We start from the raw sequence: 16660 nt of genomic DNA, 5'->3' as shown, positions 1-16660 counted from the left end.
AGCGCAATCGTTGAGTGGGTCTGTTATTGCGCTGCTACAAGGTTTTCTTTACGTTCATACAGTAATTCCTTCTCTCCATATAACCGCTCCGCTATCATTCCCTTTTCCTGGCAGAGCTTCACGAGCCTGTTGGATTGAATAATAGGATTGGATTCATCTGTATACTGAATACTACTGATAAATTCCAACCAGGGTTCCATTCCCATGGCATATACATATGCCTCTTTTGGTTTGAATATATCTACGAGGGCCATTCCCTTGGAACAATCAGAACCTGCCAGCCTGCGGCTGCCGTCCTGTTCGCGGGTGATTTTCTTTGTCAGCAATGGACCATACAACCAGGTAAGTGGTGCACCATCGCATTCCATCCCAAGAAACATGACATCCACATCGCCGGTTTGCCGGTGAATGTGTTTGTATAATGCCGATTCAACAATCCTGGAATCAGCCAGGAACAACAACTTAAAGTCGCTGATCTGCACCAGGTAACAAGCTTTTGTCAGAATACACAGGTCACTGTGTTCCCCTGTAAAAGGCAGACCTGTAATAGCAGTATCTGCAAACTCAATGGTTTCCATTTCATCTATCGCCACTACATTGTTAAAGCCAACGTTATTAAACATCAGCTTCAGGTCCGGATCTTCCAGTTTACCACTGCAGGTGCGTGGTACAATCAGGTTTTTGATTTTATGCCGTAGCGGTAGTAATGTTTCGAATAAAACGTGGTCCTGGTGATTATGTGTAATCAGCACGTAGTCTATCACATCCGGCAAGTCGGCATCGGAGAAATGTTCCAGGTCTGAATCATATCCATAGTAGCTCACCAGTGGATCTACCAGGATACTTACATCTTTTGTTTCTACCAGTATACATGCATGCCCGAAATAACGCATGCGGATTTTATCGCCGGTATATTTTTTATATGCCGGCGGCGGTGTTTCCGTAAAGAAGCTGTTAAACAAGGCTTCCTGTTCCGGCGCAATCTTTAAAATATCCCTGATGTAGCTGATTGTTTGCGGGGTACGCTTCATTTTAGCCAATGCATCAATCCCCGGATGTTCAAAAGGTATCGGGAGATGTAATACATGGGCATCATCCAGGCGGGGAGTGCTGAGGCAAAACGGGCGGTGATCATTATCTGTAATCCAGAACGCCATACTCTGGGCTGATTTGTTATAAAATTTACTCTTATACAAGAGAGATTCAAAGAAGCGAAAATCGGCGTTATTGTTACGGTCATAATATAATTCTACCAGCCCTTTCAATAACGACGGCACTTTTTCATATAATGCTTCCAGTCCAAACCCGGTAGCTTCCGCAGCTAACAACTTATCCAACTCCTTCACTGCTTTTGCAAACTGGATCACCTCTTCCTGGCGACTGAGGGTTTCAGCTTTTAGCTGCTTCACTGCTTCCAGTTTTTCTGCAGGTATGTCCATGAACGGACCACCTTTCATTTTAGGGTTGGCTACTGCTTCCACATGGATGGATGGCGCCATGATAAAAGAATCGATGATAGAAAGATGTCTTCCTAATACATTCATGGCAGTAGTAGCCGGAGATATTAAATGGCTCCAGGCATACCATCTGTCTACCAATGGTTCAAAAACAACGTTGGGCTTGAGATAAAATTTTTTTTCACTCATGGATAATAAATTATGATTTGAGCAGGCATATTTTCCCTGTTTACACCTGTTCTATCCGATCAGATGTATTATAACTATTACGACTATACGAATAATTATCCCTGGCAGAGCGCTCGCTCTCCTTCGGGTGCAAAACTCCGGTGCAACAAACCGTACTATCGGTTTATTTTACACGGCATCAGTAATTTAAAAGGAATCCGGCCTGCGGGTAGCAGTCCGCGTAAACGCCTGGTAAGGCTGGTTATCGGTAATCAGTTTGGGTTTCAGTTAAAAAATTTATTGATTATTTGAGTATTTGGATAGTAACTTATTTTCGTTTTATCGGGTTTCACCAGGATTAACTATCACACTATCGTTCAGAAATTATGCTCAGAAAAATACACAATAAAGATAATGAAATAATTAATTGGGAGTAAACAAAAACAAAATGTTCATATTCCTTTAACGAGGGATAACATTCAAAACTATTGCTATCAATTATAGCACAACACCTTTTAACCGTTTACCGGAAACTGCGATATGTTGTGTTACGGATTGCTTTATTATATTGAGTGCATCGTCCAGCACCTCGTCTTCAATAGTTAATGCAGGCAATAGTTTTAGCACTTTATCTTCCCTTCCTACACATTCCACTATCAATTGTTTTTCGAAGCAGTCTTTCGCTATTTTCCTGGTTAGTAAGGGATCCTCGAATGAAGAAAAGTCGATACCCCACATCATGCCAATTCCTCTGATGTGAATCCTTTCATCTATTGTTGCCAGTTTTCCGAGAAAGCTGCGGATATAGGCAGATTTTCGTTTAACTTCGGTTTCCAACCCGGTGGACTGTCTGAATTCCAACGCGGCTTTTCCTCCTGCAAATGCCAGCTGATACCCCCGGAAGGTGCCGTTATGTTCGCCTGGCTTCCAGATATCCAGTTCAGGTTTTATGAGCAACATCGCCATGGGCAGGCCATATCCGCTTAAAGATTTTGACAGGATCACGATATCCGGTGTAATACCCGCACGCTGAAAGGAAAAAAAATCACCCGACCTGCCGCAGCCAATTTGAATGTCGTCGCAAATGAATAATATCTGGTGTTGTTCACAAATACTTTTCAATGCTTTCAACCATTGTGGCGAAGCTACATTTACCCCGCCTTCAGCCTGCACTGTTTCAAGAATAACCGCGGCGGGTTTTTCAATACCCGAATGTGTGTCTTCCAGGATCATCCTCAGATAAGCCAGACCGTCTGTATGTTGCGGATGATTGCTATCAAAAGGAATAAAGGTCACGTTATGCAGCCCTATGCCGGCCGCTTTCCGGTGATACTCATTGCTGGTAATTGCGAGACTCCCCTGCGACAGGCCATGATATCCTCCCATAAAAGAAATAACATTGGAACGGCCGGTGTAGTTACGCGCCAGCTTAAGCGCCGCTTCTACTGCATTGGTACCGGTAGGGCCACAGAACTGGAACTTGTAATTAAGCGCCAGTGGTTTCAACAGCAAATCATTAAAAGCATTAATAAATTCGCTTTTGGCTACTGTAAACATATCCAGGCCCTGCATAATATAATCATGCTGCATATATTCCAGCAGCCGTGATTTAATAAAGTCATTATTATGCCCATAATTTAATGCCCCCGCTCCCATCAGAAAATCAATATAAGGTTTTCCGTCCTGTGCATAGAGAAAAGCATTTTTAGCTTTTTGGAATACTACCGGGTATGACCTGGAATAGCTGCGCACATTTGATTCAAATGATTCAAAAACATTAACTGTCATAAGCTTGTTTTTAAGAAAAAACGGGTTTGAATAAATAAAGATCGACAATACATAGCCTGCATGACTCCCACGGTCCGGGTGGAAATAATGTGCTTACCTGAAAAAATTGATCATTACCAGATGTGCTACGGATTCCTGAGGGTATGGCTGTCGCCCCGCTAACTCCGCGTTAGCGCTATCACAATGGTATGCAGTTCAAATAAATGGAAAGAAAGGTTAAACTACAAAGAAGTTTTCATGTCACCAAAAATATAAGTTACCAATGCGATAAAATTGCAGTTGCAATTTTTAATAATAACATCATTAAAATAAAATTCCCTTACCACGCATTGGTGTATTGACTGGCACCTGACGCACAGATAGCAGCCGTTTTGCTGTTTAGAGGAATGAGGCGGCTGTTGGGTGTTATACCAGCGCAGCCGGCGGATCCACCTGGCCTGGTTGGTTAAATTGAGCATATTGATATAAATAAATTATTTGGACGCCAAATTAAATTACAACACCACAACAGACCAACAACCCATCAAACATTCCGACATATTATACTGTTGTAATTCCGACAACGGTTTATCCGTCATCTTTTCATCTCAAAATATATGTTATGCCTTACTCTCCATTATTAATTAAACCATTCAGGGAAGAACTTACAGAGGTTGGCGTTCAGGAGCTCCTGACAGCAGCAGATGTAGACAAAGTTATGGGTCAAAAAGGCACTACACTTATTGTTATCAACAGTGTATGTGGGTGTGCAGCGGGCATGGCGCGGCCTGCCATTAGGAAACTGATGGAAGATGGCTCCCTGAAAAAGCCCGACAAAGTTGTAAGTGTATTTGCAGGGCAGGATCTGGAGGCCACCGCACGATTCCGGAGTTACATCCCGGATATCCCCCCTTCTTCTCCCAGCTTTGCCATTTTCAAAGACAGGGAACTGATTTATTTTGTTCCCAAATTCCGTATCGAAGGGCGGGATGCTAACCTGATAGCTAATGATCTGTCGGGAGCATTGGAAGATGCCGTATCATGATGCTATCGTGAAAATTTACAGGTTTGTTTTTCACTACCTGTATTTCCTTTCGCGGGGAATAAAGATTCCGCTGGGCGTCTTCTAATGGGAAGACGCCTTTTCATTGAATATTGCGGCTCTTTTTACTGATGTTCCTTATTAATAACCGTGCAACCACCTTTCCGTCGCAATTCACCCCTAAAGTTGTCGCTTTTGCACCTGATAAAATTCTGAAATGATTGACATCTTTGTCTTGTCAAATTCACTTACAATATGAAAAACTTATTTAAATCAATACTCATAATCATCATCGTTATGTCAGCAGCACTTCAGTCAGACGCGCAAAACCTGAAACCTTCCGGCAGTGGCTATGCCCCTGTTAATGGCATCAAAGTTTATTATGAAGTATATGGCGAAGGCAAGCCCATCATACTACTCCATGGCGCCTTTATGACCATCAGCAGCAACTGGGGCCAGTACATCCCGGAGCTGTCCAAAACCAGGAAAGTAATTGCTATTGAATTGCAGGGACATGGGCATACCCCTTATACAGACCGGCCACTGTCACATGCTACCTTAGCCAGTGACGTAGAGCAAGTAATGGACTACCTGAAAATCGACAGCGCGGATGTGCTGGGATATAGCTTTGGTGGCGCCATAGCTTATCAGTTTGCGATACAAAGCCCCAAACGGTTAAGGAAGTTAGTCATTATCTCCGCTACCTATAAAAGTACCGGCTGGCTCCCCGAAGTAAACAGTGCATTTAAATCCATGAAACCTGAATTTTTTGCCAACACACCAATGCACACCGCATATGATGCAGTGGCTCCTGATAAAACCGCCTGGACAAAATTCCTGGACCAGATGATTACCTCTGCTAAAATGCCGTTCGACCTGGGTGATGACAATATTGCCAAAATTACCGCTCCGGTATTGATTATATCCGGTGATAATGATGGCCTGGATAAAATTGAATTGATTAAAACGTATAAATTATTGGGCGGTGGAGTGAGCGTTGATATGGGCGCAAAACCTCAATCGCAGTTGGCGATTCTGCCCGGCCAGGGGCATGTGACGCTGATGATGCAGGCACCAACGATCTTGAACTACGTGGAGAATTTTTTAAAGTAACGATCACCTCACCATCCGTCGTGATATTACGTATGTGTAACAATGGCGCTTCCAGATATCCGCTCAAAAGCGCGCCCATGAAAGAACCGGAGATATTTATTCAGACCATGGCTTCTGGTGGCATCTACTTTGAAGAAGGCTTACAGCTGGTGTTGAGTAACCTGGCAGCTGATATACTCAAGTAGATGCCACATATTATCACTCGTCGTGAAAAGTTGGTACGGTGGTTGACCCAGGGACTTAGTTCGGCTAAGGCGCCGTTTCAAACCTCACCTCATAAGGCTTTAACGGATACCCTTCTGCTGACCGGAAAGATCTGTCTGTCATAATAAACCCATACCGGGTGCCAGGTTTTAAATCTACCCGGATAATCACCGACTGCATGTCCGGACTAAATCCCTGCACGGCTTTAATTGGATATTGCAGCGTGGTATCGGCAGAACGACTGATAGAATAACCGTTATCACTCATCTTTAGAGAGAAATCTATTTTAAGCAGTGTATCCGCTGCATGTATGCGTGCCTTTCCTTCCATTGACGCTACGTTAGTGACTACAGGCATTTTTCTTTCCAGTGCTGCCAACAGTTCCGCCTTGTTAAAACCCTCCGGGTAGTAGGCTGATTGCTGAAGAAAATTTTCAATCATGGTACTGTCCTGGAAATTCAGGCCAATGATTTCCTGCACTGCCTGTGTTTTATTTTTTACCTGTTGATAGAACGATTGGCAGATACGATATCCGATAAAGTATCCCAGGTCTGCCACTGTAGACGCCCTCCCACCGTTATACAACCAAGTATCCCACGAATCGCCAAACATTTCAATCTTGAATTTTCGCTTCAGATCGGCCTCTTCTTTTTTACCATAATCCATGTAAGGCAACGGAATTTTCTTACCAGTTACCAGTTCCGTAATAAAGTCGCAAGCGCCTTCGCACAGGCACTGCGACAGCAGGTTATAACCATAATTGGGTTGTTGCGTATGTACGTATTCGTGAATATTCAGCAATACTACACTTTTGAATGGATCAGTGCCGTAATAGCCCGCCAGCCATTTACGGGTCTTTTCGGGCAACTCGCTAACATCTGTCTGAGCATTGCCGGTCACCATTTCCGCACCGATAAGCACCATTCCTGGCTGGGCGGTTCCCCCTGACCGCATTCCCCCGATAGTGAAATAAATAGTAGCTGGCTTGAGCCCGGGATATATCCTTCTGAATTCTTTTATACCTGGTTCAAATTCGCCGGCAATCTTTTTTACTTTAAGCGTATTGGAACGGATACTATTCCAGTAAGCAGGATATTTCCGGATCAGGCTTACATACCCGGCTGCCGTGTATCCTTTTAATTTCATAAATGCCAGCAATCCTGGTGTACCCTTGTCAATATAAAGCCGTTGAATATACTGTAGCTGTTGCAGGCTATCTGATGTACTACGTATACTGTCGTATGCTTCCCAGAAATGATCTATATCAGCGGTAACAACAGTTTTGGGAGCCTGCGCAAACAGGGAAACGGAGAATAAAAGGATCGCGAAAAGCAATACCAGTTGTTTCATAGAAAGATGTTATCTCATAAAAATAAACATCTTATCCGCTATTTATTTGTACCATGAAAAATAATTGGCAGATACTAATCATGATTGGTCATTTGCCAGTACAACTTCAAGGTTCCATCTGGTTCCTTCCGCCAGATATTAATGCTTTTCCCGGTTACCAACCCTTCATGTTCACCGGCTCTCCAGTTTACGCGATAGTAGCCGTTGGCAAGGAAATAGTTTCCTGCCGGCAACAGGCGCGACATGCTGATCTGAACAGCATCAATATGTACGTTAGGACCCTCGTGTACGAGGTAGTATTGATGAATACTATCTCTGCCAATAACCATAGGCATATAATAGGGCATATAAATCGCATCTGCGGTATAATATTTTGCGAAACCGGCGCCGTTACGGGATTTGACCAGTTGTGCAATCTGTCGGTTAATGTTATTGATGGTATTGGCTGCTGCGCTATCAGCCGGCAATACGGGATCTATCCGCATGCGATTATTACTATCTGCCGCCAGTGGCGGCAACGTTGCGCGATCAAAATTATCAGCCGCGCCCCAGATCTCTGAAACCATTGCCAACTCTTTATTTCTGCCGATCCGCCAGATGTGGATATACTTGCCGGAATACTTAGACGGTTGCCTGTCTGAAAAAGTGAAAGTATGTGTGAAATTCCCGCTTTCCAACACATACCCATTGGCTACCATTATAGCATAAATGCTTCGCTGATAACGGTTGTTGCGCGTAGTAGTCAGCCATTGCTGAAAATAGTGATGGATAGCACTGCGACTAAACAGCGTTGGATGATGCTCGGGCATGGCTACTGCATCTGTTGCATAATAACGGAGCATAGCTGGTACATCCCCCGTTTCCAGTGCCTGGGAAAATTGCCGGTTCAGCATTTCTACCTGCGTTCTTACGGCGCTGGTATCAATTGCAAATACCGACATCGAAAAGCCTAAGAAGATGATCAGCAAAGATTTGCGGGGCGAGAAACATTTACCTGGTATCATATCCTGAGCAAGATTTCTGAAATAATAATTTCGCAATTATAGATGGTGGAGCGAAGTTCTCTTTCTACAGTTACCTATTTCTATACCTGGTATCTTATGCTATAAGATAGTTATCCCATCGTTTACCAATATTACAGATAAAGAATTAAACTTCTTAATTAATTCCTGCACAGGCCAGGTCTTATAATATCTGTTTACCCGAACTGGCGGAAAATTGCTGTTGATAACTAATCATGTTCAATCATCCTGGTAAAGGGTCCCAATGATACTAAGCGGAAAATGGATGTAGGTTATTATTCCTCCTGATGTGCTGATAAACTACATGGCTCTGCAAAAAGACCTTTCGTATATCCGGAGAAATATCTATCTGTGAGAATCACAAAAAAAGTCGCTGTAAAAAACGCATAGCCTGATAATAATACAAAATTAGAATACTGGCTGGTCCTGTTTTGAGGTCTTTGCTTTAATATTTAATCATTACCGGGTTCCGGTACAATTGGTAAAAATCATGGATTACCAATTGTTGGCAGTTTATTTCCCCCGTCTGGTACAATTGGCAAAATTTATGGATTTCCAATTGTAGGTAGTTTATTTCCACCATCTGGTACAATTGGCAGAATTGATGGATTGCCAATTGTAGGTAGTTTACGTTCTGGCCCCACCGGAAGAGGGGTAGATGCAGGTTGTTCCTCAGGTGATTTTTCCTCTGCAGCGTTATACTTGTGGTCTTCCATAAAATAGGATTTACTTACATGAAGATAAGATTTTTTAGTCATTGAAAATTTGCGGTAAAATCTCAGCGACGCAAATTGAAAAAATAACAGGTGTCATTTCTTTATCCAGGATTGAATGCCGGTTCGTTTTCGATTGCCGTTCACACAAAGTGTAAGTACCTCAGATTCAATATTATAAATAAACATCATGAATATTCCGGTGAGCGGAATAAGCAGATCTTCCGTTTGGCTACTTCCATTAATTGTCATATAAACATTTAATATTTGTTTTTTGGGAAGAAGTTCATTTAATTTATAACCCGCTACGTTGTTAATCGCGGCTATAATTAATAGTATTCCATATGAAAAGTCCACGTTTTTAAAATTTATTAAATGAAAAGGGGAGGTCTGCTTGTTGCAGCAATGCTTTATGTAGCGGTTACTTTTGCTTCACAGGTTAATTTTGTCAGTCTCAATAATACCTATGCCCTTGCCATCAGGGAAATGGCGTCAGTATGCAAGGATGCAGATGGATTCATCTGGGCATCCTCCCGGATGGGGGTATTGCGGGTGGCAGAACCAGACTGCCGGATTTACCGTTTACCTTATGTTTCGGCGGATGTTATTTCTTTGAAACTAATGTATGGTGCCGGCATGCTGGTAGCCTATTCCAATAACGGTCAACTTTTCAGGTTCAATAAAAGAATGGACAAATTTGAGCTGCTGATTGATCTCAGGGGGCCATTGAAAACCGGGCACCTCAGCGTCAATAATGCGGTAATAGACGAGAGTGGGGCTATCTGGGTGGCTTCATCCATGGGATTACACAGGTTTTATGAAGGTAAGCTCCGGGCAATCGGCAGAGAAGCCGACGAGATGTCGCGGGTGGCTATATCTGGTAGCGGTTTGCTCGCCGTAGTCCGCGGAAACGCATTATATACTGTAGACAGGCGTACCTGTGAACAGCAATACATTTGTGGTAATATACCCAAAAACACTTCAGCGCTGGTGTATGATAAAATTTCCAACAAGCTTTGGATCGGCACATTTGCAGATGGACTGATGTATTACGATTTCTCTGTAAAGAGTACCGCTAAAAAGGTGAATGTAGATCTGCCCCGGCAGCCGATCCTGGCGATTGCATTTAACACAGACGCTACAATGCTGCTGGGAATGGACGGACAAGGCATCTGGGAGCTTTCGAGGTCGGGGGAAAAGATACTGCATCACTACAAGGAGGACATGAATGATCCTGAATCACTGAAAGGGAATGGGGTTTATGATATCTTTTGTGATAGCGGCAGGATCTGGATCAGTACCCTCACCGGGGGATTGTCTTACTTCGAACAGCATCCACCAGGCGCAGTACATATTGTGCATCAGATAAACAGCAAAAATTCTCTTGTAAATAATCATGTCAACAGCGTTTTACAGGATCATCTGGGTAATCTTTGGTTTGCTACTAATAATGGTATTTCCCGGTGGAACGAAAAAACAGATAAATGGCAGACCTTTTACGCAGACAAAAAAGAAGCGGTCGGCCCTTTCCTGGTACTGGCGGAAGATAGTACGGGTAAAATATGGGCCGGCACATACGGGGCAGGCGTATATGTACTTGATCCGGCTACCGGCAGGGAGCTGGCGCACTATGCAAAGGAAAAAGGCAGTGACCTGCCTTTTAATAATTATGTATTTGATATTTATGTAGATAGTAACAAGGATATTTGGTATGGAGGTGGCCTGGGTAATATTGTAAGATATGTTACTGCTGAAAATAGTTTTAAAAAATATGAGTATCAGCCTGTCTCTGCTTTCGCTGAGTTAAGCAATCATCAGCTGCTCATGGGATGTACCTATGGATTGGGGGTCATGGACAAACACAACGGTGATAAACAGATCATTGTTGATGGATTCCTGGTAAGCGATATTGTTTACCACAAAAACAAAGTATGGCTGGCAACTGCCGGAAACGGCGTACTGTCCTATGATATGGGCGATAAGTCGATGCGGCATTTCAACATGAATAATGGATTGCCGTCAGACTATGTCAACAGTATCATGGTAGCCGATTCGTTTATCTGGGCAGGTACAGAAGGAGGCATCGCAAAATTAGACCTGCAACGACAACAGGTACAGACATTTGCGCATATTTCACCGCTATACCGACTGGCCTGCAACAGGAATGCGTCTACCATTCTGAAAGATGGCCGCATCCTCATTGGTACCAATAACGGTGCGGTGTTGTTCCCACCAGATATAACACAACCCAATGCCAGCAATGGCAGGATATTTCTGCAGGATCTTACAATCGCCGGCAGGTCAGTACATGATAGCCTTTCGCCATTAAAGAATATCGACCTCTCAACATTAGCCACGCTACAACTTAATTATTTACAGCACGACTTCTCATTTGAACTGGTGATATTGGATGAAGGCGTATCCCGCTCCGCCATTGAATGGATGCTGGAAGGTTGGGATAAAGACTGGAATAAGCCGGGAGAAGGAAGGAAAATAAATTATAGCAATGTTGCCCCTGGAGAATATAAATTAAAAATACATCTCCTGGCCAATGGCGTAATTGTCGCAGAAAAAATAATAGACCTCCGGATAATCCCCCCATTCTGGAAACGCTGGTGGTTTTATTCTGCCGTTCTGCTGCTGCTGGTTACGGTGACATACTTTGCCCTGCGATTATATATTGATAAACTGCAACGCAGACATACCGCAGATAAAATCCGCTTTTTTACCAACACGGCACATGAGATGAGAAATGCGCTCACACTGGTAAAGGCGCCAATAGAGGAACTTAAAAAAGAGATTTATTCAGAGAAAGGCCACCAACACCTGCAACTGGCTACGGAGCAGATAAAAGAACTGACAACGACCGCTTCACGTTTGCTCGACTTTCAAAAAGTAGATGCCGGCAAAGAAAAAGTCAATTTCAGCACGGTGGATATTGTACAGCTAATTGCCGCCAGGAAAGCGTTGTTTGACGCCTGGGCCGCACAGGAAGACATTGTTATCCGGTTTGATACGGATGTCAGTGATTATACATCAGCAGTAGATGTGCTGATGATAGAAAAAGTTATTGATAACCTGGTATCCAATGCGATAAAGTATGCGTACAGGAATAGTACTGTACTGCTCGTTTTTTCCGGTACCCCCAAAAGCTGGACACTGGAAGTAACCAACAAGGGAATAGGGATTGGCAGAAAAGCACAGCGTAGTATTTTCCGGGAATTCTATCGCAGCGAAAATGCAGTAAACGCCAGGATTACAGGTTCCGGTATCGGGTTGCTGCTTACCAAAAGTTATGTAAAATTGCATCGGGGAGAGATCTCTTTTGCCAGCCAGGAAAATGCGGGCGCATTTTTCAAAATTGAAATCCCTTATAATGAGATCGCTTCAGCACCCGATCTGACTCCTCCACGGCAGGAATTAATCCATGAAATCCCCCCTGCCCCTTTATGCTCAGATGTGGATGCACCGGAACCTTTAAGCAAACTACGTATATTCATCACAGAGGATAATGAAAAATTACGGGCCTTTCTCCTCACTGCCCTGCAAACAGAATTCCAGGTATTCACTGCAAATAACGGACAGGAAGCATGGCCTCTCATCCGGAAAGAACTGCCGGACCTTGTAATTTCAGATATATTAATGCCTGAAATGAACGGCCATGAACTCTGCCGGCTCATAAAAGCTACCTTCGAAACCTCACATATCCCATTGATCTTGTTGTCGGCACTCAATTCCCAAACCGACCAGCTTTATGGCCTCGGACTGGGTGCTGATGATTACCTGACCAAACCTTTCGATATACCGTTGCTGGTCCAGAAAATTAAAACCATCGTACGTAACAGAACGGTCATCAGGGAAAAAGCCCTGCGCCTGATTCAACCTGAAAATAATATTCCTATCCTGCAAAATGAGCACAACGACAAATTCGTGAAACAGGCGGTGATGGTAGTCCGCGATAACCTCGCCAACGCAGCGTTTGGAAAAGAAGAGTTTGCCGCTGCCATGTTCGTCAGCTCCTCCCTGCTCTATAAAAAATTGAAAAGCCTGACCGGACAGTCGCCGGTAGATTTCATCAAATCTATCCGGCTTAACCATGCACTCGGGTTACTGCAGTCCAGGCAACATAGTGTAATGGACATTAGCGAATTGTGCGGTTTTTCCAGTGTCAGCTATTTCAGTACTTCTTTCAAGAAATTCTATGGAAAATCTCCTGCAGATGTATAACTGTCATTTTTACAATTAATTTAAAAAGATGCCTGCATTTGGCATAAAACATATAGCCGCTGCTTATTAATTGTCTAAAATACAATTAATTCACTAACAGGCATCATTTCTTTATCCCTGGCTGCATAGATCGTTTATCGACTACAAAAAACTCACTACATTCCGGCAATATTATCTAAAAGTTAAACCGAAATATCTGCTTTTGAATGCTGTTGTTCAGCATCCACGGTATATTTGTTTTATCACCCTCCGGAGGGAATGAAACGTTATGAAATACTTCTGATTTTATTTAATAGTCCCGTTATGAAACTATACGTCTCTCCAGTACGTACCAACTCAGGTATGTATAAAGACCATGCTATAGTGGGGTAAATACAACAATTTATTTTATGAAATTAGTGTTATCCAGCAGCCTGGCAGGCCCAGGTCATGCAAAATTCCAACTGAGGTTTGGTATTTCCACTACCTGCCGCCTGATGCTTGCTGCCTCCGTTTTACTATTGACCAGCAACACACTCCGGGCAGAAGCAGCCTATGCCACGGCACCTGCTGCAAATACCAGCAAGTTCATTGGGATTTCCGGTTCCGTAAAAAATGAAAAAGGAGACCCGCTTGAAATGGCCAACGTCATGGTAAAAGGCACCTCCACGGGCGCCATTACTGACCATGCAGGCAGATTTACGTTGAATGCCCCCAACACACAGGCAACGCTGATCGTTTCCCTCATGGGATATCAAACACAGGAGATATCCCTCAACGGACGTACGGCAGTAGATGTTGTACTGGTAGAAAACACCAAAGCACTGAACGAGGTAATAGTGATAGGATACGGTACCCAGAAAAAAGCCGACCTGTCTTCCTCCATTGCAACAGTAAACCCTAAGGACCTGCTGAAGGTTCCCGGCGGTTTCCAGGCAGCCATGCAAAGCCAGGTGCCAGGCGTACAAATCACCGGCGATAAGATCAGGATCCGGGGAGTAGGATCTATCAACAACACAGACCCACTCTACGTGGTAGACGGCATGATCGGCGGCGCCATGCCGGACGAAAATAACATAGAAAGCATCCAGGTGCTGAAAGATGCCGCTTCCTGCGCCATCTATGGAGCCAGGGGTGCAAACGGCGTTGTGCTGGTAACCACCAAACGAGGCGCCGCCGGCAAAACAAAAATTGATTATAATGGCTATGGTGGTACCAAGGAGATGTCGCATAATGTTGGCCTCCTCAATGGTCAGCAACTCGCAGAACTGATCAACGAAGAAATGTATAACCAAAACCCTTCCCGCACGGACTACCTCCCGGCCCTGTCAGATCCTGCCAAAATCGGGAAAGGATATAACATGGTAGACGCCCTGCTCAGAACAGGAAGCTACCAGAAACATAACCTGGCCATCTCCGGTGGTAATGAAAATGCCCGCTTCCGTATCAATACCAACTATTCTACAGATAAACCTGTTATCATAAAAGATGCTTATAAGAATTATGGCCTTCAGTTCATTTCAGATTTTACAAAGGGTAAGTTAAAAGCCGGCGAAACTTTTTCACTCAGCCGCAACCTCAGAAACTGGAGTAATAAAAATATTCTTGATGCACAGAAATGGTCTTCTACTTTGCCGATCTACGACCCTAACAGCACTACAGGGTTCGCAGGCGCAGGTAACGGTACCGATGTGGCCAGCGCCCTGGCCAATGCCTATCTCAACTCCAACGAGTCTGAAACAATAGGCGCCAATGGTAATGCATGGGTGTCTTATGAGTTTATTCCGGGCCTCCGCTATAAATTCAATATGGGTATCGACTTTTATAGGAACCGTACCCAGAACTATATCTCCGCCTACTCCGTAGGTCAATACCAGAACCACGATCCGGACGAACTGACCATCTCTTCTGCACAAAACAACAGGTACCTCTACGAAAATACCCTTTCATACGACCGCCAGATAAAAAAACATAACATCAGCGCACTGGCAGGTATCACCTCCGAAAATTCCGAATACCGCGCCGTAAATGCCGGCGCCAGATCGCTGCCAAGCCCCGACCTGCTGATCCTGGGCCTCGCTCAGCAGACCTCTTCACGTGTGGTTGGATCAGGTGTAGGACGAACCGCCATGTACTCCGTATTAGGCCGTATCAACTATGCCTACGATAGTAAGTACATGCTCACCGCCAACTTCCGCCGCGACGCTTCCGCAAATTTCGGTAAGGCAAACAGGTACGGTAACTTCCCCTCCTTCTCTGCAGCATGGAGAGTAAGCCAGGAAAGCTTCATGAAATCTATACCTTTCATCTCCGACCTGAAAATCAGGGGCAGCTACGGAAAATTAGGGAACTCCGATATCAGTCCATACCAATATCAGAGTACGGTCAGCTTCGACCATGTATGGTATTATCTCAATGATGTAATGGTTACCGGCGCCCTCCCTGCTACACCGGCCAATCCAAATGTTAAATGGGAAAGCCAGAACTCCACCGACTTCGGTATCGACCTCTCCCTGTTTCATAATAAACTATCGGTAACGGTAGACTATTTCAATAAGAAAACTGCCGACATGCTGGTAAATGTTCCTATCTCCTACACCGCAGGATACCTGGATAATTTCCCGATATTAAACGCAGGTAGTATCAGTAACAAAGGATGGGAATTCCTCATCAACTATAAAAATACAGTAGGGAAATTTACCTATGCCATAGGCGCCAACCTCTCAACAGTAAATAATAAAGTGTTGGGCCTGGGTAATGGTAATGAAATCCTCGCCGGGGGCGTAAACCCTGGCAATGAAAACGTGACCCGCACCGCTGTCGGCAACTCCATCGGTCAGTTCTGGGGATACGTCACCGACGGTTTATACAAAACAAAAGAACAACTGGACGCCGATAAAGCCTTCGCACCGAATGCTGCACTGGGCGACGTTCGCTTCGTAGACCGTAACCACGACGGCGTAATCAATGCTGCCGACAAAGCCTTTATCGGGAATCCTATCCCACGCTTCAGCGGCGGATTTACTACAGATGTCAGCTATGCGTCAAAGGCCGGTACCTTCGATCTCTCTATGGTATGGCAGGGTTCCTACGGCAACGATATCTATAACAACAGCAAATACTGGGGAGAAGGTATGTACCACTACTATAACAACTTCTCCTCTACGCTCGACCGCTACCGCGCCGAAGACCTGGTATTTACCAACCCTGTATCCGGCGTTAAAACCATATACCCTAAAAATACAGCTACCAATATGCCACGTGCGGTATTAGGAGATCCTAATAAAAATCTTCGTGTATCCGACAGGTTTATAGAAGACGGTTCCTACCTCCGGCTGAAAACTCTTACCATAGGTTATACGCTCCCCACATCTTTACTGAACAGGTATAAAATAGATTTCATCCGCTTCTACGTTGGTGGCAAAAATCTGCTGACGTTTACCAAATACTCAGGCTATGATCCTGAAGTGGCCTCCGACAACAGCTTAAGCAATGGACGCTATAACCTGAATCGCGGTATAGATGCACAAATGCCATGGGGACTGACCTTTACCAATACCCGTGAATTTTTCCTCGGTATGCAGGTCTCCTTTTAGTCGTAAACCAATAAATGCTTTA

At 44.2% G+C, this 16660-nt stretch carries 9 protein-coding genes; 4 read left to right on the top strand and 5 right to left on the bottom strand.

Features of this window, described 5'->3' with window-relative positions:
- Nucleotides 1-23: 23 nt before the first annotated feature.
- Entirely contained in the window at nt 24-1646 is a 1623-nt protein-coding gene (locus J7623_RS27560) for an MBL fold metallo-hydrolase (protein ID WP_291927179.1), read from the bottom strand.
- Nucleotides 1647-2123: 477 nt separating this feature from the next.
- The gene (gene ectB, locus J7623_RS27555; protein ID WP_291927177.1) at nt 2124-3413 is read right to left on the bottom strand and encodes a diaminobutyrate--2-oxoglutarate transaminase; all 1290 of its coding nucleotides are present in this window, start codon (nt 3411-3413) and stop codon (nt 2124-2126) included.
- A 601-nt stretch (nt 3414-4014) separates the two neighbouring features.
- Here ectB and J7623_RS27550 point away from each other — a divergent pair.
- Both J7623_RS27550 and J7623_RS27545 read left to right on the top strand, forming a co-directional pair.
- Nucleotides 4015-4437, top strand: a complete 423-nt coding sequence (locus J7623_RS27550) for a BrxA/BrxB family bacilliredoxin (RefSeq protein ID WP_291927174.1) — start codon at nt 4015-4017, stop codon at nt 4435-4437.
- 294 nt (nt 4438-4731) lie between these two features.
- Entirely contained in the window at nt 4732-5547 is an 816-nt protein-coding gene (locus J7623_RS27545; RefSeq protein ID WP_291927171.1) for an alpha/beta hydrolase, read from the top strand.
- 249 nt (nt 5548-5796) lie between these two features.
- Here the strand turns inward: J7623_RS27545 and J7623_RS27540 are convergent, their stop codons facing one another.
- The 3 genes from J7623_RS27540 to J7623_RS27530 all read right to left on the bottom strand — a co-directional run bounded on the left by J7623_RS27540 (nt 5797) and on the right by J7623_RS27530 (nt 8839).
- Nucleotides 5797-7101, bottom strand: a complete 1305-nt coding sequence (locus J7623_RS27540) for a hypothetical protein (RefSeq protein ID WP_291927170.1) — start codon at nt 7099-7101, stop codon at nt 5797-5799.
- A 74-nt stretch (nt 7102-7175) separates the two neighbouring features.
- Complete coding sequence (locus J7623_RS27535; RefSeq protein ID WP_291927167.1) at nt 7176-8105, bottom strand: DUF4440 domain-containing protein; 930 nt, start codon at nt 8103-8105, stop codon at nt 7176-7178.
- Between the two features lie 563 nt (nt 8106-8668).
- Complete coding sequence (locus J7623_RS27530; RefSeq protein ID WP_291927160.1) at nt 8669-8839, bottom strand: hypothetical protein; 171 nt, start codon at nt 8837-8839, stop codon at nt 8669-8671.
- 372 nt (nt 8840-9211) lie between these two features.
- Here J7623_RS27530 and J7623_RS27525 point away from each other — a divergent pair, with 372 nt between their 5' ends.
- Both J7623_RS27525 and J7623_RS27520 read left to right on the top strand, forming a co-directional pair.
- Entirely contained in the window at nt 9212-13063 is a 3852-nt protein-coding gene (locus J7623_RS27525) for a hybrid sensor histidine kinase/response regulator transcription factor (protein WP_291927156.1), read from the top strand.
- A 389-nt stretch (nt 13064-13452) separates the two neighbouring features.
- A complete protein-coding gene (locus J7623_RS27520; protein WP_291927152.1) occupies nt 13453-16638 on the top strand; it encodes a TonB-dependent receptor in 3186 nt (1061 codons plus the stop codon).
- Nucleotides 16639-16660 lie beyond the last annotated feature (22 nt).

It is taken from the genome of Chitinophaga sp. (genome assembly GCF_017745275.1).
GTDB lineage: Bacteria > Bacteroidota > Bacteroidia > Chitinophagales > Chitinophagaceae > Chitinophaga.
This window is presented reverse-complemented; position numbering and strand designations above follow the sequence as displayed.

Bases quoted from the DNA above. Each gene is read 5' to 3' on its own strand.
- J7623_RS27550 (WP_291927174.1), top strand. From the start codon at position 4,015: ATGCCTTACTCTCCATTATTAATTAAACCATTCAGGGAAGAACTTACA.
- J7623_RS27535 (WP_291927167.1), bottom strand. From the start codon at position 8,105: ATGATACCAGGTAAATGTTTCTCGCCCCGCAAATCTTTGCTGATCATC.
- J7623_RS27530 (WP_291927160.1), bottom strand. From the start codon at position 8,839: ATGGAAGACCACAAGTATAACGCTGCAGAGGAAAAATCACCTGAGGAA.
- J7623_RS27520 (WP_291927152.1), top strand. From the start codon at position 13,453: ATGAAATTAGTGTTATCCAGCAGCCTGGCAGGCCCAGGTCATGCAAAA.
- J7623_RS27560 (WP_291927179.1), bottom strand. From the start codon at position 1,646: ATGAGTGAAAAAAAATTTTATCTCAAGCCCAACGTTGTTTTTGAACCA.
- J7623_RS27540 (WP_291927170.1), bottom strand. From the start codon at position 7,101: ATGAAACAACTGGTATTGCTTTTCGCGATCCTTTTATTCTCCGTTTCC.
- ectB (WP_291927177.1), bottom strand. From the start codon at position 3,413: ATGACAGTTAATGTTTTTGAATCATTTGAATCAAATGTGCGCAGCTAT.
- J7623_RS27525 (WP_291927156.1), top strand. From the start codon at position 9,212: ATGAAAAGGGGAGGTCTGCTTGTTGCAGCAATGCTTTATGTAGCGGTT.
- J7623_RS27545 (WP_291927171.1), top strand. From the start codon at position 4,732: ATGTCAGCAGCACTTCAGTCAGACGCGCAAAACCTGAAACCTTCCGGC.